15 protein-coding genes are annotated in these 21171 nt (G+C 67.2%); 9 read left to right on the forward strand and 6 right to left on the reverse strand.

Annotated elements, in window-relative coordinates:
* Positions 1-11 precede the first annotated feature (11 nt).
* Positions 12-1394, reverse strand: coding sequence for a dihydrolipoyl dehydrogenase (gene lpdA / locus ACP3TD_RS08825; protein WP_426766841.1), 1383 nt, complete (start codon positions 1392-1394; stop codon positions 12-14).
* A gap of 253 nt (positions 1395-1647) precedes the next feature.
* Complete coding sequence (locus ACP3TD_RS08830) at positions 1648-3171, reverse strand: leucyl aminopeptidase (protein WP_426766842.1); 1524 nt, start codon at positions 3169-3171, stop codon at positions 1648-1650.
* A gap of 256 nt (positions 3172-3427) precedes the next feature.
* Between ACP3TD_RS08830 and ACP3TD_RS08835 the strand changes: the two genes are divergently transcribed.
* From ACP3TD_RS08835 to ACP3TD_RS08850, 4 genes are all read left to right on the forward strand, one after another.
* Complete coding sequence (locus ACP3TD_RS08835) at positions 3428-4366, forward strand: proteasome assembly chaperone family protein (RefSeq protein ID WP_426766844.1); 939 nt, start codon at positions 3428-3430, stop codon at positions 4364-4366.
* Between the two features lie 51 nt (positions 4367-4417).
* Positions 4418-5764, forward strand: a complete 1347-nt coding sequence (locus ACP3TD_RS08840; protein WP_426766846.1) for an MFS transporter — start codon at positions 4418-4420, stop codon at positions 5762-5764.
* Between the two features lie 156 nt (positions 5765-5920).
* Positions 5921-7207 carry a DUF4192 domain-containing protein gene (locus tag ACP3TD_RS08845; protein ID WP_426766847.1) on the forward strand — a complete coding sequence of 429 codons (1287 nt, stop codon included), beginning with the start codon at positions 5921-5923 and terminating at the stop codon, positions 7205-7207.
* Between the two features lie 281 nt (positions 7208-7488).
* A complete protein-coding gene (locus ACP3TD_RS08850) occupies positions 7489-8790 on the forward strand; it encodes an RNA polymerase sigma factor (protein WP_426766849.1) in 1302 nt (433 codons plus the stop codon).
* Positions 8791-9026: 236 nt separating this feature from the next.
* Here the strand turns inward: ACP3TD_RS08850 and ACP3TD_RS08855 are convergent, their stop codons facing one another.
* The gene (locus tag ACP3TD_RS08855; protein ID WP_015936820.1) at positions 9027-9248 is read right to left on the reverse strand and encodes a DUF7455 domain-containing protein; all 222 of its coding nucleotides are present in this window, start codon (positions 9246-9248) and stop codon (positions 9027-9029) included.
* 257 nt (positions 9249-9505) lie between these two features.
* Between ACP3TD_RS08855 and ACP3TD_RS08860 the strand changes: the two genes are divergently transcribed.
* A complete protein-coding gene (locus ACP3TD_RS08860) occupies positions 9506-11614 on the forward strand; it encodes a DNA gyrase/topoisomerase IV subunit B (RefSeq protein WP_426766850.1) in 2109 nt (702 codons plus the stop codon).
* An 85-nt stretch (positions 11615-11699) separates the two neighbouring features.
* On the opposite strand, the gene ACP3TD_RS08865 is transcribed toward ACP3TD_RS08860, so the two are convergent.
* Positions 11700-12692 (reverse strand): M56 family metallopeptidase, encoded by a 993-nt coding sequence (locus ACP3TD_RS08865; protein ID WP_426766852.1) that lies wholly within the window; start codon positions 12690-12692, stop codon positions 11700-11702.
* 6 nt (positions 12693-12698) lie between these two features.
* A complete protein-coding gene (locus ACP3TD_RS08870) occupies positions 12699-13082 on the reverse strand; it encodes a BlaI/MecI/CopY family transcriptional regulator (protein ID WP_015936823.1) in 384 nt (127 codons plus the stop codon).
* 260 nt (positions 13083-13342) lie between these two features.
* On the opposite strand from ACP3TD_RS08870, the gene ACP3TD_RS08875 reads away from it, so the two are divergent.
* The 3 genes from ACP3TD_RS08875 to cydD are packed head-to-tail and all read left to right on the forward strand — an operon-like array spanning position 13343 to position 19524.
* Positions 13343-14947, forward strand: coding sequence for a cytochrome ubiquinol oxidase subunit I (locus ACP3TD_RS08875; protein ID WP_426766854.1), 1605 nt, complete (start codon positions 13343-13345; stop codon positions 14945-14947).
* A gap of 19 nt (positions 14948-14966) precedes the next feature.
* A complete protein-coding gene (gene cydB / locus ACP3TD_RS08880; protein WP_426766856.1) occupies positions 14967-16016 on the forward strand; it encodes a cytochrome d ubiquinol oxidase subunit II in 1050 nt (349 codons plus the stop codon).
* A 1-nt stretch (position 16017) separates the two neighbouring features.
* Positions 16018-19524, forward strand: a complete 3507-nt coding sequence (cydD, locus tag ACP3TD_RS08885) for a thiol reductant ABC exporter subunit CydD (protein ID WP_426766858.1) — start codon at positions 16018-16020, stop codon at positions 19522-19524.
* 122 nt (positions 19525-19646) lie between these two features.
* Here the strand turns inward: cydD and ACP3TD_RS08890 are convergent, their stop codons facing one another.
* Positions 19647-20165 carry a DinB family protein gene (locus ACP3TD_RS08890; protein WP_091719568.1) on the reverse strand — a complete coding sequence of 173 codons (519 nt, stop codon included), beginning with the start codon at positions 20163-20165 and terminating at the stop codon, positions 19647-19649.
* Positions 20166-20346: 181 nt separating this feature from the next.
* On the opposite strand from ACP3TD_RS08890, the gene ACP3TD_RS08895 reads away from it, so the two are divergent.
* A complete protein-coding gene (locus ACP3TD_RS08895; protein ID WP_426766860.1) occupies positions 20347-21147 on the forward strand; it encodes a GNAT family N-acetyltransferase in 801 nt (266 codons plus the stop codon).
* The last annotated feature ends 24 nt before the right edge of the window (positions 21148-21171 follow it).

The raw sequence follows: 21171 nt of genomic DNA on the forward strand, positions 1-21171 counted from the left end.
GCTGTGGGGAATCAGCCGTGAAGAGGCTTGCCGGCCAGAGCCAGGTGGGCCTCGCCGAGGGATTCGTTCTGCGTGGGGTGTGCGTGCAGCAGCTGGGCCACATCCTCCGGGTACGCTTCCCAGTTCACGATCAGCTGGGCTTCGCCAACCTGCTCGCCCATGCGGGCACCGATCATGTGGACGCCCACCACGGGGCCGTCCTTCTGGCGGACCAGCTTCACCAGGCCGGAGGTTCCCAGGATGGAGCTCTTGCCGTTGCCGGCCAGATTGTATTCCTGGGTCTGGACCTGGTCGTCGCCGAACTTTTCCTTGGCAGCCTTCTCGGTATAGCCAACGGTGGCGATCTCGGGCTCGGAGTAGGTGACCTTGGGGATGTTGATGTCCTCTACGATCACGGGCTTCAGGCCTGCGATTTCCTCAGCCACGAAGATGCCCTGCTGGTAGCCGCGGTGGGCCAGCTGGACGCCGGGGACGATGTCGCCCACGGCGTAGATGTTGCCGACGCCGGTGTGCAGGCGCTCGTTCGTGATGACGAAGCCGCGGTCGATGGTGATGCCTGCGTCCTCGTAGCCAAGGTTGGCGGTAACGGGTCCGCGGCCCACGGCGACCAGGAGAAGGTCGGCTTCGAACGTCTTGCCGTCCACCAGGGTGACCTTGACGCCGTCGGCGTTCTGCTCGACGCCCTGGAAGAACACGCCGGTGGAGAACTTGATGCCGCGCTTCTTGAAGGCGCGCTCAAAGTTCTTGATGATGGTGGCGTCCTCGTTGGGGACCAGGGACGGCAGGCCTTCCACGATGGTGACGTCCACGCCGAAGGACTTCCAGACCGAGGCGAATTCGACGCCGATGACGCCGCCGCCCAGGATGATGGCGCTCTTGGGGATGGAGTCCATGGTGAGGGCCTGGTCGGAGGTGATGACTTTGCCTCCGATTTCCAGGCCGGGCAGGGTGCGGGAGTAGGAACCCGTGGCCAGGATGATGTTCTTGCCCTTGTAGGCGGTGCCGTTGACCACGACGGTGTCGGTGCCCTGGAGCTTGCCTTCACCTTCGATGACGGTGATGCCCTTGGACTTGATGAGGCCCTGGAGGCCCTTGTACTTGCCGGCGATGATGCCGTCCTTGTACGCGTTGACGGCGGTCATGTCGATGCTGTCAAGGGTGACGTTCACGCCGTACTTGGCGGACTCGCGGGCGTGGTCGGCCAGTTCGGCAGAGTGGAGCAGGGCCTTGGTGGGGATGCAGCCGTTGTGGAGGCATGTGCCGCCCAGCTTGGCTTTCTCCACGAGGCCGACGGTGAGGCCGAGCTGTACTGCCCGGAGCGCCGCAGCGTACCCGCCGCTGCCGCCACCGAGTACCAGGATGTCGAATTCTTGCGCAGTTGCCTGATCGGCCACTTAAACGCTCCCTCGCGTGAACGATGACGCGTTCTGCGCGCATCATCTGGTCTTGGAATTGCACTGCCGTGATTATGTCAGCAGGTCAGTTCTCTTGCATTTGTGACTACCGTGGTTCACCTTAGCGAACCACCCATCCATGCTCCACCCTGGCGCAGTGTTTGTGGAGCGCTTGTGTCCAGTGTCACGCGGCCCTGTGGCACAGGGATCACCCGTACCGCAGGGCCGCGTGCACCGTTGCCGCGGCGCGGAGTCAGGCTGCGGCCAGGATGTCCTCCACGTAGGCAACGAGGGTACGGACCGTGCAGCCGGTGCCCTGCTTGTGCGTGTAGCCGTACGGGCTGCCGTTGTTGAAGGACGGGCCGGCGATGTCGATGTGCGCCCACGGGATCTGTTCGCCCTGTTTGTCCTGGCCCACGAATTCGCGCAGGAACACGGCAGCGGTCATCATGCCGCCGTGGCGTTCGCCGATGTTGGCCAGGTCCGCCACCTGGGAATCCAGGGTGGGGCGCAGTTCCTCGGGGAGCGGCATGGGCCATACGAGTTCGCCGGCGCGGTCCGCAGCAGACTTGAGGGCTCCGGTGACGCTGTCCGAGCCCATGACGCCTGCGGTCCGGTTGCCCAGGGCGATGAGCTGCGCACCCGTGAGGGTTGCGACGTCAATGATGGCGTCCGGGTATTCGCGGCTGGCTGCCACGATTCCGTCGGCCATGACCAGGCGGCCTTCGGCGTCCGTGTTAAGCACCTCCACGGTCTTGCCTCCGAACATCGTCAGGACATCGGCGGGACGGGACGCGGCACCCGACGGCATGTTCTCGGCGATGCAGAGCCACGCGGTGGCCTTGACCGGCAGGCCCAGTCCGGCGAGGGCCAGGACAGTGTTAAGGACGACGGCGGCGCCGGCCATGTCGCTCTTCATGTCGCCCATGCCGAGGGCCGGCTTGATGGAGATGCCGCCGGTGTCGAACGTGATGCCCTTGCCCACGAGCGCGATGCTGGAAGCGGCCTTGGCGGGGGAGTACTCCACCTTGACCAGGCGCGGCTGGCGCGTGGAGCCCTTGCCGACTCCCATGATGCCGCCGAAGCCTTCCTTTTCCAGGCGCTTTTCGTCCCAGACCGTCACCTTGACGGGCAGGCCCTTGGCCAGGTCCTTCGCTGCCTCGGCAAACGATTCCGGGTACAGGTGGCTGGGCGGGGTGTTGACCAGCGAACGCGTGGCGTTGACAGCCTTGGCTACCAGGCCTGCGCGCTTCAGTGCGGTGCCGAGTTCCCTCTGCTCCACCACATCGGTGAAAATCAGTGCGTTCCGTACCGGTTCCTTGAGCCCGTCCTTGGAGGACCGGAACTCGGTGAAGGAGTACGCGCCCAGCGCCGCACCCTCGGCGACGGCCTCGACGTCGGCGACTGACGCCGTCGGGAACGCCAGCGCCACCGTTGCCAGCCCGGCCAGTTGGCGGACCGCGGAACCGGCGGCGCGGCGGAGCGATTCTGCGGCAAGCGGCTTTCCGGCCTGCACCTTGCCCACGCCCGCCAGCACCAGGACGCCCGCACCGGTTTCCGGCAGGCCGGGCAGCCGGACCACCTGGTCTGCTGCGCCGGTGATGCCCAGCGCCTTGAGGGAGTCGCCGAGGGCTTCAGCCGATTTTGCCGTCAGTGGGTTGTCCAGCAGGACCGGCCCGTCAGTTCCCTGCCCCACCCCGATGACCACGGCGTCGCTGGGGTTCTTCTTCAGGTCCCGGGAGACGGTACTAAGGTTGATTTCAGTATTCTTGACCACAGGGATGAGTCCTCAATTCTCGAAAAGATTCGGGCGGGGATGCATGTTCGGCTCCCGCCATGGTGGCCCGGAGGCGGCCGTTCCGGACGCGGCCCGGGCGAAAGCAGGCCCGGCTGGCAGGCCAGTTCCGATCGTAGCCCTTCGCCGGCGCGCCGGGATAATTTCCTGAGATGTGCACCACACGGTGGGGCGGAATGTCCGGTCCGCCGGATGCGTTAGGACTAATGACCACCCCAACCCGTGAAAGGACCATGGCGTGCTTGAAAGGATCTCCGGCTCCCTGCTGGACCCCGACGCTCTCTATGCGAGCAACATCGAGCTGTTCCACAGCCCTGAGCTTCGCGGCCTGAATCTGGTGATGGGGTTTACCGGCTTCGCGGACGCTGGCCACGTGGTGAAGCAGATCAATGCCGAACTGCTGGACTCCCTTGATGCCCAGCCCGTCGCCGTCTTCGACGCCGACCAGCTGATTGACTACCGGTCCCGCAGGCCCCACGTGAGCTTTGTTGAAGACCATATCCAGGATTACCAGGAGCCGCGGCTGGCGCTTTACCGGCTGGTTGACGGGCTGGGGAAGCCGTTCCTGCTGCTGGCCGGGTTCGAGCCCGACCTTCAGTGGGAGCGCTTCGCCCGTGCCGTGGTGGGCATCGTGGAGAAGCTGGACGTCAACCTGGTCACGTGGATCCATTCGATTCCCATGCCGGTGCCGCACACCCGCCCGGTAGGTGTGACCGTGCACGGAAACCGGCCCGAGCTCATCGAGGGCATCTCCGTGTGGAAGCCAACGGTGGAGGTTCCCGCCGCCGTCGGCCACATCCTGGAGCTGCGCCTCGTTGAGGCGAACCGCAACGTCGCCGGCTACGTCATCCACGTGCCGCACTATCTGGCTGAAGCCGAATACCCCACCGCCGCAGTGGCGGGCCTGGAGTACCTGGGTGCTGCTATGTCCCTCATGCTGCCCACGGACCGGCTGCGCGAATCGGGCCGCGACGTGAGCCGCCAGATTGCCGAGCAGATCGAGGCCTCGGACGAGGTCCAGCAGGTGGTCTCACGGCTGGAAACCCGTTACGACGAAAAGTCCGACGGCATCGTCCGCCGGTCCCTGCTCGCCGACGAGAACGACGAGCTTCCCGACGCCGATGTGCTGGGTGCCGCCGTCGAGGCCTACCTCGCCCGGGAGAACCCCGGGCAGTAGCCGGCGGCGCGTGCTGCGGTGGGGCCTGCGGCGTGCGGGCATAATGAAGACGTGACTGCACCCCGCGCCTGGCTGATTTGGACCGTCGGTGTTTTCGGGTACCTGGTGGCCGTGTCCCAGCGCACGTCCTTCGGCGTGGTGGGGCTCGAGGCCACCGAGCGGTTCCATGCCAGCGCATCGGCAATCTCGTTCTTCACTGTCCTGCAGCTGCTGGTCTACGCGGCCTTGCAGATCCCCGTGGGGCTCCTGGTGGACCGGTTCGGTTCACGGGCCATGATCGCCGGTGGTGCCGTCCTGATGGGTCTGGGCCAGTTTCAGCTCGCCTTTGCCGACAGCATTCCCGGCGGTGTCCTGGGCCGCGTTCTGGTGGGCGCCGGTGATGCGATGACCTTTATTTCCGTGATCCGGCTGATCCCGCTGTGGTTCGCGCCCGCCAGGGTTCCCCTCGTCACCCAGCTGACCGGCATGTCCGGCCAGCTGGGCCAGCTCATCAGCGTGATCCCCTTCGCCTTCGTCCTGCACTCGTCCGGGTGGACGCCCGCGTTCCTGATGCTCGCCGGCATGTCCGGTGTCGCCGTGGTGCTGGTGGTGGTCCTGCTGCAGGACGTTCCGCCCGGCGTCGAACGGCCCACCTCGCAGCAGGGGCTGAAGGCGACGGGCGTGTCCCTGGCCCGCGCGTGGCGCCAGCCCGGCACCCGGTTGGGAATGTGGAGCCACTTCACCATCCAGTTCAGCGGAACCGTGTTTGCCATGACGTGGGGCTACCCGTTCCTGATTTCCGGACAGGGCCTGGACGCCGGCACTGTTGCGTCCCTTATGGCGCTGTACGTGGCTGCGGCGATGGCGGTGGGTCCGTTCATTGGCCGTTTCGTCTCCCGGCACCCGTTGCGGCGCTCCACGATGGTCCTGCTCATCGCCGCGGTGACGGCGGCCGCCTGGGCTGCGGTCCTGCTCATCCCGGGCCGTGCCCCGCTCTGGCTGCTGGCCATCCTGGTAGTGGCGCTTGCCATCGGCGGCCCGGGGTCCATGATCGGCTTCGACTTCGCCCGGACCTTCAACCCCGCCCACCGCATCGGAACCGCCACGGGAATCGTGAACGTTGGCGGCTTTATCGCTGCGCTGACGGCCATCTTCCTGATCGGCCTCGTGCTGGACCTCCTGTACGCCAGTGGATTCTCCAACGGCGTCCTCTATGGTCTCGATCCCTTCCGCATCGCCCTCAGCCTGCAGTTCTTCCTCCTCGGGTTCGGCGCGGCCGCAGTGATTGGTTGCCGGCGGAAGGTCCGGCGCCGGATGGCTGAGCAGGGAGTGGTGGTTCCGCCGTTGCGGACTGCCCTTGCCAGGCAGCGCCGCGAGAACCTGGCGCGGCGCAACCAGAACACCCCCTCGGGCGACTGACCAGTCCTCCACAACCGGTATCCGCTGCCATTGTGCGGTGGCTTCCCGGGTGTTTGTTGGTGGACGCCGCCGCCTGCGGATGACACCGGGACGGACTTGTCCACTTAGGCAGGCCCGCACCTTTCCGGCGACGGCCGCGCAGCGGATCGTGGAGCCATGACAGCTCCCGATCGACTCACCGTCACCGGACCCGCGGACATCCTCGGTTTCATTGCGCATTCGCTGGGCTACTGGCCTTCCGACAGCCTCGTGGCCATGACCATGCACGGCAGGCAGCTTGGTGCCACGCTTCGGCTCGACCTGCCGGCACCTGAAGGGGATGCCGCGCCGGAGCACTATCTGCAGGCGGTACGCGGCTACCTTGATGCTGACACGAGTGCTGACGGCACGCTGCTGGCCGTCTTCACCAGCGACACGCACCTGGCGGCAGGCACTTATGGCCCGCTGTTGGCCGGTCTCGCGCCCGTGCTGGACCAGGCCGGCATGCCGGTCCGGGACGCCTGGTACGTCGGCACGGACTACTGGCGGGACGCGTACTGCCTGGACACCGACTGCTGCCCTGCTCCAGGACGCCCCGTCCAGGAAATCCGCGACAGCGCACTCAACGCGGAAATGGTGTACCGCGGAAGCAGCGTGGGACCGGCGCCCGAACGGCAGGAGACTGCTGCCCGGCCCGTTCCCGCCATGCACCGCGCCGCCGCCATGGAGGCTGAGGAGGAGTGGGAATGCGGGCTGTCGCCGCGGCGCCGCAGCCTGGCACAGTTCCGGCTGGTCCTGGATGTGTGGGAGGACCTGCTCGCCCGGCCTGCCGGGCTGCCCTGGGTACCGGATGTGGACCGCGACGGCTTCCTGTCCGCCTCCCTCCTGGTCCCGCATTGGCGCGACGCTGTGCTGGTGCTGAGCGCAGCAGGGAGGAACGCGGCCGAGGCCGGCGTTGAAGGACTCTGCCTCTTCGACGACGCCGTCCAGCTGGAAGCGATCAGCCCGCTGTGGGTACCGGGCGATGACGCCGGCATGCCTGGCGACGCAAATGGGCAACGTCCAGCCGGGGGGTGCTGGGGGATTGAACGGCTTCTCGCGGCGCACCGTACAGCGCCGGAGTCAGTCGACGGGGAAGTGCCGAACTACGGGGCGGTCCTGATGGGCATGGCGCCCGAAGTCCCGGACTGGGCGGGCATGGACGGGTTGGACCGCATCCTGGCGGAGCTGGCCGCGTTGGGCGGCCAGGCGGCCGCAGCGGCGCTGACGGGCCGCGGCTGGATCTCATGGTGCCGTGGCCGCGGTTCCTATGCCGCCCGGCACCTGAGCGACGCACTGAGCGCCGAGCCCGGGTACCGGCTTGCGGAACTGATCCTGGAGCTGGTGGGCCGTGGATCCATTTGCGGTTGGGCGGCCAGGAAGGAATCCGCCTGGCAGAAGTTCGGTCCCGGAGCCGCTGCGTGAGTGAAGGCCGCGGATAGAGGCGGCACGTCCGGAAGCAGCCAGTGGGGGACCGGGGAGGTCCGATGCGGCGAAACATGAGACAATGGATGCCGAGACCCGGTTGGGTCCGTGTATCGAGCACCAGCAGTATTGCCCTTCGGGGAACAATACGGCCGCTCCGGTAGTTGTCCTATTAGACTCTGCCGGCCGTGGTGGCGCTTGATTTCCATCACGGACTTGACAGGGTCATAGTGGTGTTGCCCGTATGGCGATTCCACAGACCACCGCAAGAAAGGTTTTCTGTGACCCCGTCTTCCACGAAGAAGGACCCCGCCGCCCAGGACAACGTGTCCGCTGAGGAGAAGCAGGCTGCGACCAACGCCAAGCGGGCCGCTACGCGGGCAGCCAATAAGGCTTCCTCCGGTGCGGACGGCAAGCCCGAGCCCAAGAAGCGCGGGCCCAAGCCCGGCGCCAAGGCGGCCGCGGAGGCTGCCAACAAGGCTGCTGCCGACGACGCTGACGAGGCTGAGGACGCTGAGGAGGAACTCGATGAGAGCCTCCTGGAAGGCGCCGAGGCTGCTGAAGAGACCGAAGCCACCACTGCCAAGGGTGCCGTAGGCAGCGGCAAGGGCTTTGTCTACTCTGACGCCGACGACGACGACGCCCCTGTCCAGCAGGTCATGTCGGCCGGAGCCACGGCCGACCCCGTCAAGGACTACCTGAAGCAGATCGGCAAGGTGGCACTGCTCAACGCTGAGCAGGAAGTGGACCTTGCGCTGCGGATCGAAGCCGGCCTGTTCGCTGAAGAGAAGATCGCCGCTGACGACGGTTCCATGGAGCCGAAGTACAAGCGCGAACTTGAATTCATCATCCACGACGGCAAGCGCGCCAAGAACCACCTGCTGGAGGCCAACCTCCGCCTGGTGGTCTCACTGGCCAAACGTTACACCGGCCGCGGCATGCTTTTCCTGGACCTGATCCAGGAAGGCAACCTGGGCCTGATCCGTGCCGTGGAGAAGTTCGACTACACCAAGGGCTTCAAGTTCTCCACGTACGCCACATGGTGGATCCGCCAGGCCATCACCCGCGCCATGGCCGACCAGGCCCGCACCATCCGTATCCCGGTGCACATGGTGGAAGTCATCAACAAGCTGGCCCGCGTCCAGCGCCAGATGCTGCAGGACCTGGGCCGCGAACCCACGCCCGAGGAACTGGCTCTGGAACTCGACATGACTCCTGAAAAGGTTGTCGAGGTCCAGAAGTACGGCCGCGAACCCATCTCCCTCCACACCCCGCTGGGTGAAGACGGTGACTCCGAGTTCGGTGACCTCATCGAGGACTCCGAAGCCGTGGTTCCCGCTGACGCCGTGAGTTTCACGCTGCTGCAGGAGCAGCTGCACTCCGTTTTGGACACGCTGTCCGAGCGCGAAGCGGGCGTCGTGGCCATGCGCTTCGGCCTGACCGACGGACAGCCGAAGACTTTAGACGAAATCGGCAAGGTCTACGGAGTCACGCGCGAGCGGATTCGCCAGATCGAATCGAAGACCATGTCCAAGCTGCGCCACCCGTCACGCTCCCAGGTGCTGCGCGACTACCTCGACTAGGCATCACGCGCCGCCGGGCTCCGGCAGCAAGGCAGGTCAGCGGGCCGGTCCGGATCCCTCCAGCAGGGGTCCGGACCGGCCCACTGCCGTTCCCGGCCTCATTCGGTTGAATCGAACCCGTTCAGCAGAACAGGCCCGGTTCGGCCGAGCCGGAACCTGCATCGCAGCAACGTTAAAACAAAAGGGTGGGACCCCTCCGTTCGGAGGGGTCCCACCCTTTGGACATTGTGCTGTCCCTAGTCGATTTCCACGGCTTCCTTCTGGTGAAGCTTGGCCGTCTCATCGTGCCAGTCCGAGCTCAGGGGCTTGAGCGTCGCTTCGACGGCACGGGCATGGTGGCCGCAGAACAGCAGCTCACCGCCGGAGGACTCGAGTACAACCCGGACATACGCTTGAGCTCCGCAACGGTCGCACCGGTCGAGTGCGTTGAGTGTGCGGTCTGCCACTGCTGTTGTCATAATCGGCCTCCTTAGTAGATCTGTATGTCTATATAACCAGTATTCGTATCCAAACCATCGCAAGGATGGACCAAGTTCGCTGACCGCGTATCCGCAAGCTTCGGTCAAGATTGGCCCCTGCCTGGTACGCGGCGGCTGAGTGGTCGGGTCCACACGGGCCGCAAAGAGTGGCAACCGCAGCTCCGGGCCGGGGCCGACTACCCTAGAGGGAGCGCTTTATGCGCCTGCTGTTCCGTCCCTGAAGGAGTTCATCACCAGTGGCACCAAGCTCTGAGTACACCGCCCGGCATCTGTCAGTCCTGGAAGGCCTGGAGGCCGTCCGCAAGCGCCCGGGCATGTATATCGGCTCAACCGACTCGCGCGGCCTGATGCACTGCCTTTGGGAAATCATCGACAACTCCGTGGATGAGGCCCTGGCCGGCTTTGGCCACGACATCCGCATCATCCTGCATGCGGACAACTCCGTGGAGATCCACGACGACGGCCGCGGCATCCCCATCGACAAGGAACCCAAGACGGGACTCACCGGCGTCGAAGTGGTCTTTACCAAGCTGCACGCCGGCGGCAAGTTCGGCGGCGGCTCCTACACGGCGTCCGGCGGCCTGCACGGCGTGGGCGCCTCGGTGGTCAACGCGCTGTCATCCCGGCTGGACGTGGAAGTTGACCGGGGCGGGAAGACCTACCGGATGTCCTTCCGCAGGGGCGAGCCCGGCCGGTTCAAGGATGTTGGCAGCAAGATCGATCCTGCGGCTGCGTTCACCCCGTTCGTTGACGACTCGGTGCTCGACATCGTCGGCAAGGCCAAGCGCGGCGTCACGGGCACCCGCATCCGCTACTGGGCGGACCGCCAGATCTTCACCCCGGACGCAAAGTTTTCCTACGACGAACTGGCGGCCCGCGCACGGCAGACGTCCTTCCTGGTGCCGGGCCTGAAGCTGACCGTCCGTGATGAACGCCGGGTCCCCGGAACCCCGGGCGAGGCCGGCCCGCACGAGGAGGTGTTCCATCATGACGGCGGCATCTCCGAGTTTGTCGACTTCCTGGCCGCAGACCCGCCCGTGACCGACGTCTGGCGGCTGCACGGATCGGGCAAGTTCAAGGAAACCGTCCCCGTCCTCGATGAGCGCGGCCACAGCCAGCTGGCAGAAGTGGAACGGGACTGCGAGGTGGATGTGGCCATCCGGTGGGGCATCGGCTACGACAGCACAGTCCGCAGCTTCGTCAACATCATCTCCACGCCGAAGGGCGGAACGCACCAGTCCGGTTTCGAGCAGGCGCTCGTGAAGACCTTCCGCAAAGCCGTGGAAACCAACGCCCGCAAGCTTAAGGCCGGCAACGACAAGATCGAAAAGGACGACATTTTTGCCGGCCTGACGGCAGTCCTGACCGTCCGCCTTGCCGAGCCGCAGTTCGAAGGCCAGACCAAGGAAATCCTTGGCACCTCCGCCGTCCGTGCCATTGTGGCCAAGGTGGTGGAACGGGAGATCGTTGCCAAACTGAGCTCCGCCAACCGCAACGACAAGGCGCAGTCGGCCCTGTTGCTCGAGAAGATCGTCAGCGAGATGAAGTCGCGCATCTCGGCCCGCGTGCATAAGGAGACCCAGCGGCGGAAGAACGCGCTGGAGACCTCCTCGATGCCCACCAAGCTCGCAGACTGCCGGACGGACGACGTCGAACGTTCCGAACTCTTCATCGTGGAAGGTGACTCGGCGCTGGGGACTGCCAAGCTGGCACGGTCCTCCGATTTCCAGGCACTGCTGCCTATCCGCGGCAAGATCCTCAATGTGCAGAAGGCCTCCGTGGGGGACATGCTCTCCAACGCCGAATGCGCGGCCCTCATCCAGGTGGTGGGCGCAGGGTCCGGCCGCAGCTTTGATATCAGTGCGGCCCGTTACGGCAAGGTCATCCTGATGACGGATGCCGACGTGGACGGCGCCCATATCCGCACGCTGCTGCTGACGCTCTTCTTCCGCTACATGCGCCCGATGATCGAGAAGGGAAGGGTGTTCGCTGCCGTCCCGCCGCTGCACCGGGTGGAGGTGATCAACGCCGGCCAGAAGGCCAACGAGATGATCTACACCTACTCCGAGGCCGAGCTGCACGTGCTGCTGGCCAGGCTGGCCAAGGAAGGCAAGCGGTACAAGGAACCCATCCAGCGGTACAAGGGCCTGGGCGAAATGGACGCGGAGCAGCTGGCCGAGACCACCATGGACCCCCGGCACCGGATGCTCCGCAAAGTGGGGATCGCCGAACTGGAAGAGGCCGAGAAGACCTTTGACCTGCTGATGGGCTCTGACGTGTCTCCGCGCAAGGACTTCATCATCGCCGGCGCCGCAAGCCTGGACCGGGAGCGCATCGACGCCTGATGCCGGGTGCTGGGCCGGGCTGACGGCGCACCCACCGGTCTCCGCGCGGCGCAGCATCCGCTTGGAAAGCGCGACGGCGGGAGGTTCAGCCCAGCAGGCCGGGCACCACCAGCAGGGCGGTGGGGAGCGCCAGCAACAGCACGCACACAGTGAGGACCAGGCTCCGGGTGGCCCGCGGCAGTTCGGGTTGTGGCGAGAGCAGGCGGCTGACCCGGGACGCCGTGGTGCGGGAGGAGTCGGAGCCGCCGGTTCCGGCGGCAGCTTCAAGGCCGGACAACGCCATACCGGGAGCGGCCTGGCCGCCGCCGTGCCCGTTCGTTCCGGCAGGCGAACCGCTGGCCACGATGGCGATGGCCTTGATAAGCGTGGCTTTGCTGGCCGTTCGAAGGGCAACATCGTCGGCCAGCATCTCGATCAGTGAGCTCACAGATTCTTGCGCCAAACGCGTGGTGGGCAGCCAAGGGAGGGCCTGGCGCCACGCAGCGAACGCCCACAGCAGCAGGTGGTGCCGCTGGCTCAGGTGGGCGTTCTCGTGGGTCAGGACGGCCTGGAGCTCTTCGGGCTCAAGGGCCGCCATGAGGCCGTCGGACAGGACGGTGACAGACCGTGCTCCGCCGGGCAGGCAATAGGCCACCGGGGAATCATGGCTGATGACCAGCGTGGCGGTGTCCTGGCCTGACGGGGACGCCAGCAGGGCCAGCAGCTCGCGGTGGCGCCGCCGCTGCCGCTGAATCCGGTAGTAGGTCAGCAGCAGTGTGAAGACAAGGTGGGCCGTCAGCAAGGCTGCTGCAGACAGTGCGAAGATGTGCCAGAACCCCAGGGCCGTGGTGGGGGCGTTGAAAAGCACCATGCCGGCCAGCGACCGGAGCCCTGCGATCAGGTTGTCCCCGATGGGCTCCAGGCCGTACACCAGCATGGCACCGATCATCGACAGGCCACCTGCCAGGGCGATGGCCTGCCAGAGCAGCATGGCCGTAAACGGCGACCGCGCGGGCCACTGCGCGCGCGACAGCAGGATGGGTACCGGCCACGCCAGTAAGATCGCCAGGACCGCCAGCAGGTATGAGGCCCAGAACATGGTGGGCTAGACGTGACCCAGCAGTTTGCGCAGTGTTTCGGCTTCACCTTCGGAGACGGATCCAATGAACCGGGCAAGTACGGCCTCGCGGTCCGGAGCCGACCCCAGCACCTCGTGCATGAGTTCGGCCGTGTGGTCCGCCCGGCTGGAGACCGCCTGGTAGCGGTGCGGACGGGTTCCGCGTTCCCGCTCCACAAGGCCCTTCTTTTCCAACCTCGACAGCACCGTCAGCACCGTGGTCACCGCGAGCTCCTTGCCCTCATGGCCGGGGCCGCCCTGCGCGGCGGACGTGCGGGCCAACTGATCCCGCAGCGTGTTGGCCGTGGCTGCTTCCTGGCCCGCCCAGAGCAGGTCCATCACTGCCCGTTCCAGTTCACCAAGACTAGCCATTGCACTTTTCCTTTTTGTCCCCGCACCGCGCGCTTCCTGCGCCGGTGACTGCTCAACGATTAAACAACTACAGGTTCAAATTTACCCTGAAACCGCCGGACTTTCTACGTTGGGTAGAACACGTGGCGCGTCCGGCCGTCAAGCCGCATGCTGGTAGCGGCGGTGCGTTTTCCGTCGGACAGCAAGTTGTTCTACACTCTGTAGAAGTTGAACTTCTACGAAACGTAGAAGTTTGAGTTGGCCTAGAGTAGGGACCTGCGTTGGACGCCTTGGAAATCGCACGCTGGCAATTCGGCATCACCACCGTCTACCACTTCATGATGGTCCCGCTGACCATCGGCCTGGGCCTGGTGGTGGCCATCCTCCAGACGGCCTGGCACCGCACCGGCAAGCCCGAATATCTGCGGATGACCAAGTTCTGGGGCAAGCTCTTCCTCATCAACTTCATCATGGGCGTGGCCACCGGCATCGTCCAGGAGTTCCAGTTTGGCATGGCCTGGAGCGAATACAGCCGGTTCGTCGGCGATGTGTTCGGTGCACCCCTGGCCTTGGAAGCGCTCCTGGCCTTCTTCGTTGAGTCCACCTTCCTGGGACTGTGGATCTTTGGCTGGAAGCAGCTTAAACCCGGCATCCACCTGGCCTGCCTCTGGGTGGCGGTGATCGGATCGGTCTTCTCCGCCTACTTCATCATCGTGGCCAACAGCTGGATGCAGCACCCGGTGGGCGTCGAAATGATCGACGGACGACCGGTCATGACCGATGCCTGGGCCGTCTTCACCAACAACACCGCCCTTGTTGCCGTCCCGCACACCCTCTTCGGCGCCCTTGCGGTGGCCGGCGGCTTCCTGCTCGGCATCGCCTGGTACCACCTGTGGCGCCGGCGCCGCGACGGCATCGACACCGTCGGTTCCGACGGCAAGGTGATTCCCGGCGAGTCCGTTACGATCCCCGGCCGCGACCGGGCAGACCACAGCGTCTGGATCCGCTCCCTGCGCATCGGTGCCGTGGTGGCCATGATCTCCTTCGCGGGAACCGCCGTCACCGGCGACCTGCAGGGCAAGCTGATGTTCGAACAGCAGCCCATGAAGATGGCTGCAGCGGAGGCGGCCTGCCACGACGGCACCGGGTTCTCCGTGCTGAGCATCGGCAACATCGGCTCCCAGAACTGCGACGACATTGTGGCCGTCATCGAGGTTCCCGGAATCCTGTCCTTCCTGGCCAAGGGCGACTTCACCACCGAGGTGAAGGGCGTGAACACGCTCCTGCCCGAGTACAAGGAGAACTACGGCACCCACCTGCCGGACAACCCCATCTATGGTGAGCGTGCCGGCCAGGAAATTGAGTACCTGCCGGTCATGGAGGTCACCTATTGGGGCTTCCGGATGATGATCGGCTTCGGCGGACTCGCCGCGCTGGCGGCTGTGGTGGCCCTGTGGCTGACCCGGAAGGGCACGGTGCCGGAATCGCCGTGGCTCATGCGCCTTGCCATCTTCGGCATCCTTGCCCCGTTTGGCGCCAACGCCGCGGGCTGGATCTTCACCGAGATGGGCCGGCAGCCGTTCGTGGTGGCCCCGAACCCCGATCCCAGCGGCATCGACCAGGTGTTCATGTTCACGGCCGCGGCCGTCTCACCAGGGGTTTCGGCGGGCGAGCTGGTGGCGTCACTGGTCACCCTGACCGCGGTCTACGCAGTACTGCTGGTGGTGGAGGTCAAGCTGCTGGTGAAGTACATCCGCGGCGGCGTGGTGTCCGCCATGCCCGAACTGGCCCATGTCCCCGCCGATGAGAACGAGGACGAAACGCCCGGCTCCGGCGGACCCGGCGGCGCCAAACCCGCCGACGACGTCCTGGCCTTCGCCTACTAAGAGCAGAGGAATTTCGACAATGGAACTGCTGCCCACCATCTGGTTCATCGCCATTGCGGTGCTGTGGACCGGCTACCTCTTCCTCGAGGGCTTTGACCTTGGCGTGGGGATGCTGATGAAGATCTTCGCGCGGAACAACACTGAACGCCGCGTCCTGCTGAACACGGTCGGCCCGGTCTGGGACGGCAACGAGGTGTGGCTGCTGACCGCCGGCGGCGCCACGTTTGCAGCCTTCCCCCTCTGGTACGCCTCCCTGTTCTCGGCCCTCTACCTGCCCCTCCTGGTGGTCCTCGTGGCCCTGATCTTCCGCGCCGTGGCCTTCGAGTACCGCGGCAAGGTGGACACGGACCGGTGGCGTGCCCGGTGGGACTGGGCCATTGCCCTGGGATCCTTTTTCGCCGCCTTCGGCGTTGGTGCCGCGCTTGCCCTGACCACCACCGGGCTGCCCCTGAATGCCAACGGCGACCGCGAAGGCGGCCCTTTTGCCTGGTTCAGCGGCTACGCCGTACTGGGCGGGGTGGCCGTGGTGGGCTTCTCGCTGGTCCACGCGCTGGCCTTCCTTGCCCTGAAGACCGACGGCGAGGTGCGGCACCGTGCCCGCGCCTGGTTCGTGCGCCTGCTTCCGGTGCTGATCCTTCCCATCGCTGCCTGGGCGCTCAGCATCCAGTTCCTGGACGGCAAACCCTGGACCTGGGCCCTCGTGGTGCTCGCGGTGGCCGCTGCCGCCACCGCCTGGATGCTGGCCCGCGCCGGTGCCGAAGGCAGGGCGTTCCTGGCGCTCGGCGCTTTCCTGGTGCTCGGCACGGCCTCCATCTTCGGTGCCGTGTTCCCGGTGGTGCTGCCCTCCACCCTGGACACCGCCTTTGACCTGACCATTTCCAACGCGTCGTCGTCGGACTACACCCTGGGGCTCATGACCATCGTGGCCGCGTTCGGACTTCCGCTCGTGATTGCCTACCAGGCATGGACGTACTGGGTGTTCCGCCGCAGGGTCAGCACCGATTCCATTCCGGAGGCCCACAGCTTCCTGCCTGCCATCGCCGTCAAGGCGTTCACCACCAAGGGCTGACGTGCGGCCCATGCTCCCGGCGGGGCCGGCAACCCGCTCCGCCGTCTACTGGCTCGGCCTTCTCGCGGCGCTGAAGGCACTCTCGCTCGTCCTGATGGGACAGGCGGTGGCAGCCGCGCTTGCAGGGCTGGCTGCCGGGGAAGCCGTGCATCCGGACCAGATCACGCTGGGTATGGCCGGCGTGGTCCTGCGGTCCATCACCGTCTGGGGGCAAGCTGTGGCCGCCCGGCGCGCCGCGCTGGGCATCAAGGAGGAACTGCGGGCCGGGCTCCTGGAGCGGACGCTGCGCAACGGGGTGCGGGAAACCGGCCCGGCGGACGGCGGCCTCGCCGTGCTGGCCACCCGGGGCCTGGATGCCCTGGACAGCTACTACACGCAGTTCCTGCCGGCTCTCGTGAACTGCGCCGCCGTGCCGCTGCTGCTCGGCGCCAGGATCCTCTTCGCGGACTGGGTCAGCGCAGTGGTGATCGTCCTGACCGTGCCCCTGGTGCCGCTGTTCATGGTGCTGATTGGCCGCTACACCGAGGACAACGTGCGCGAGGCCCAGGCGTCGCTGGCCAGGCTTTCGGCCCACATGCTGGAACTCGCAAAGGGACTCCCCGTTTTGGTGGGCCTGGGCCGGGCCACAGCCCAGCGCAAAGCCCTCGAAGAGATCTCCGAGGAATACCGCTCGCGCACCATGGGGACCCTCCGCACCGCCTTCCTCTCCGCCCTGGCACTGGAACTCATTGCCACCATCTCCGTGGCCGTGGTTGCCGTGTTCATCGGCGTGCGACTGGTGCACGGCGACATGCCCCTCGAAGCCGGGCTGCTGGCCCTGATCCTTGCGCCGGACTGCTACCTGCCGCTTCGTGAGCTGGGCACGGCGCACCACGCCAGCGACGACGGCCGGGTGGCCCTGGCCGGCGTCACTGCGGCCACGGACGCCCCCGAGGCGAAGCCGCTGCCTGCCGTGCCGGCGGGACGGCCCGGAGCGCCGCTTACCGTCACCGGCCTCACCGTGACCTACCGCGGAAGGTCCCGCGCCGCCGTCGGACCCCTGACATTTGAGGCGCCGCAGAGCCGCATCACCGCCTTGGACGGCCCCAGCGGTGCCGGCAAGAGCACGGTACTGGGCGTCCTGGCCGGCACCATCGGGGACGGGGGAGGGACCTCCGTTTCCGGGACAGTTACCGGGTTGGACCGGACCGCGGTCGCTTGGGTGCCGCAGCATCCCGTGCTGGTGGCCGACAGAGTGCTGGACGAAGTGCTGCTCTATCTCGGCGCCAACCCCCGCAACGCCCGGGACAGTGCGCTGGCTGAGGAAACCGCCCGCGCCTGCCTCACCCGGGCAGGGGCCGGCCACCTGGCCTCGAAACACCCTGCGGAGCTGAGCCCCGGAGAGCTGCGGCGCGTTGCGCTGGCACGCGGGCTGGCGAGGATCGACGCCGGAGCAACAGTGCTCCTGCTCGATGAGCCCACCGCGCACCTGGACAGCGATTCAGCACAGGCCGTCGAAGACGCCATCCACGGGCTGCGCGGCCAGGTCACGATCATCCTCGTGGCCCATGAGGAGCGGACCCGCAGCCTCGCCGACGTGCTGGTGCCAGTTGGCGGCCGTGGCACGGCGCCGGAACCTTCGCACCAACCGGAGACTTTGCCGGCCAGGGCATCTTCCGCCGGCCTTCCTGCCGCGATTTCAGCGGCGCCGCCGGCGGCCACGCGTCTCACCACAAACCCGCGCGCTGACAACGCCAAGGACGGGACCGCGGGCCGCTCCGGCGGAGGCGCCATGGGACTCCTGGCTCAGCTGCTGGCGCCGGTGCGGGGCAAATTCGTCGCGGCCGCCATAGTGGGCACCTTCGCAGCGCTCTTCGCGGTGGCGTTGTCCGGGTTGTCCGGCTGGCTGATCATCCGCGCCAGCGAGCAGCCACCCATCCTCTACCTGCTCACCGCCATTGTTGGCGTACGTTTCTTCGGCATCGGAAGGGCAGTGCTCCGGTACTGGGAACGGCTGCTGCTGCACGATGCCGTGTTCGCCGCGCTGACCAGGCTCCGGGGAAGGCTGTGGGCGTCACTGAGCCGCCGGGCCCTGGCCCTGCGCCGCCTCCTCCAGGGCGGCAACGTGCTGGGCACCGTAATCGACGACGTCGACACCGTCCGGGACCTCCTGCCCCGGGTGGTGCTGCCCCCCGTCACGGCCGTGGCAGTCGCGGTGCTGGCATTGGGAACCACCTGGCTGGTGGTCCCGCCGGCGCTCCCGGCGGTCATCGCCGCCGTCGCGGCCAGCCTGGTGCTGGCGCCCGCGCTTGCGCTCTGGGGCGACCGGAAGTCGGCAACGGCGGAGCAGGTGCTGCGCTCCGGCGTGCTGCGCCGCATCTCGGCCGCCCTGGATGCCCGGGCAGAGCTGTCCGCCAACGGTGTGGCGCCGCGGGTACTGGCCGGACTCCGCGGCGAAGACCGTAAGGCAACCGGTGCCTCCCAGCGGTCGGCATGGGCCGAGGGCCTGGGCCACGCAGTCACCGCTGCCGCGTGCGGAGCCGCAGCGCTCGCCAGCGCGTGGCTGGCCACCCCCGCCGTACTGGATGGACGGATCGAGCCGGCAACGGCCGCCGTCGTGGTCCTGCTGCTGCTGGCCCTGGTGGAACCCTATTCAGCGATGACGACGGCGGTACGCCAGTTCCCGGCACTGCGCGCGGTGCTGCAGCGCGTGGCTTCGTCCGGGGCGCTGGACGCGTCCGGCGCCCAGGACGACGACGGCGGCACCAGAGACGGGCTGCAGCCAGTGCAGGAGCGTGACGGCGGTGTTCCCGGGCTGGAGCTGGCGAACCTCGCGGCGGCGTGGCCCGGCGGGGCACCGGTCTTCACCGGGCTCAATGCCGTTGCCGGGCCCGGGCATTGGCTGGCCGTCACAGGCCCGTCCGGCTCGGGGAAATCGACGCTGCTCTCGGTCCTGCTGGGATTCCTGCCGCCGGCCGACGGGAGTGTCCGCGTGTCCGGCGGGGTGGCGTGGTGCCCGCAGGAGGCCCACCTCTTTGACTCGACCATCCGCGGCAACCTGCTGCTGGGGCGCGCCGCGGCGGAACCCGACCGGCGGGGACAGGACACACGGGGACAAGACACCCGGGAACAGGACAATCCGGGGGAGAGCGCAACCGAACATGACATGGCAGCGGTGATCGCCGCTGTCGGCCTTACCGCGCTGATGGGACGGCTGCCCGCGGGACTGGACACGCGGATCGGTCCCGGTGGCGCTTTCCTCAGTGGCGGCGAACGCCAGCGCCTCGCGGTGGCCCGCACCCTGATGACCGGTGCCGAGGTGATCCTGCTGGACGAACCCACCGCGCACCTGGATGCCGAATCAGCCAAGGACATGCTGCAGGACCTGAGGGCCGGCCTGCGGGACCGGACCGTGGTGCTGGTTACCCACCACGCCGCCGATATCCAGGCCGGGGACGTTCGGTTGGCGCTTGCGCCGGCCGAGGAACTCCGGGAGCCCGGCCGGGCAGCGGCGGAGCTGCGGACCTGACGCGAACGCGCCCTGCGCCGGGTTCCGGCGCCGGCAACCGCGGGACGCCCGCCCGCGCAAGGGACTCCGCCGCAGCCGGCCCCGCAGCCGGCCCCGCAGGGGGGGCCGGCTCACCGGCGGAACTATCCGTCGACGTCGTGCAGGTGGTGGACGACGTCGTGCAGGAAATAGCGCGCGAGCGTCAGGACCGTGAACTCGGAACCGTTGCTGCGCAGCCCCTTGCGGTCCCAGTCGGATTCGCGGACCCCGGCGAAGGACTCCGCCACCTGCTGCCCCTCGGCAGCCAGCTCGGTGTTTACCACTGCCGGATCGGCGTTGGCATAGTCCTTCTCGATGGCGGTCAGGTCCTGGTCCCAGTTCTCAAACTTTGCGTCGTCGGAGTCCAGCATCAGGTTAAGGCGCTGGTCGAACAGGCTGAACACATCGCGCACGTGGCAGGCATACTCCAGCGCGGACCAGGTGTTGTCGTCGGGACGCTCGGCAACCTCCGGCCGGCGCAGGACGGCCCGCCACCGGGGCAACATGTTTTCGATGGTGCCGGGGACCGTTGCCGGTGTGGTGGTGGAGGGGTCGAACGAGCAATCGGGGCAGGGGCGGTCCAGGACCCAGGTCCAGTCCTTCTCATCAGGCACGATAGGCATGGCAGCAGTCTAAGCGGAGAGCTGTTACATTGGCCGTTCGCGGCGCCCTCGCCATGGGGCCCGGCACCCGCGCAGCCCGCGCCCCGGGGCCCGGAAGCGCGGCACGTCCTGCCGAAGAAGCCGGACCGCCCGGCATTTGAAACCTGATACGCGCACATCCATCCATCGGAAAGTACAAGCAATGAAGCACCCGGACGCCACACGGTTCCTCGCCGCTTACGACTCCCAACTGCGCCTCGCCCCCGAAGTTGCCGGCGCCAGGTCAGTGGTCCCGCTCGGCCCGCTCCGGCTGGCCACGTTCGACGGCGGACGCGGGTTCGTCACCTGCGCTGGCCTGGGCGGGGCGTCTGCGGCCATTGTCGCGGAGTGGGTGGGCCAGGCCGTGGCGCACTTCCGCGCGGACCCTGCGGTGCAGTCCGTGGAGTGGAAGACCCGCGGGCATGACTCCTCGTCGGGGCTGCACGGGGCACTGCTGGCCCACGGCTTCGTGCCCGCCGATGCTGAATCGATCATGATTGGTGCCGCTGCCGCCCTGGTGGCGGACGTTCCCCTGCCGCCCGGGGTGTGGCTTCGGCAGGTCACCGAGCCAGCGGATGTCCGCGCCGTGAGCGCCATGCAGGATGCCGCTTTCGGGGACAGCATCTCGGAAGCGCGGGCCGAAGACCTGCTGCGGCGGCTGGCCGCCGGCGACGGAACCGAGCTATGGGCAGCAGGCCACGAGGGCCGCATCGTCAGTGCCGGCCGCCTGGAACCGGTAGCAGGGACGGACTTCGCCGGCATCTGGGGCGGGGCCACCTTGGCGCCGTGGCGCGGACAAGGCATTTACCGGGCCCTCACCGCACAGCGTGCCCGGTCCGCCCTGCGGCTCGGCAAGACCCTGATCCACAGCGACTCCACCGAGTACTCGCGCCCCATCCTTGAGCGGTACGGACTGGTCAAGGTCTCCACCACCACGCCCTACAACTGGAGCAGGGAACCCTGATCCGGCGCAGCGGTGGCGGGCAGA

Source organism: Pseudarthrobacter sp. 1G09 (assembly GCF_050038305.1).
Lineage (GTDB): Bacteria > Actinomycetota > Actinomycetes > Actinomycetales > Micrococcaceae > Arthrobacter > Arthrobacter equi.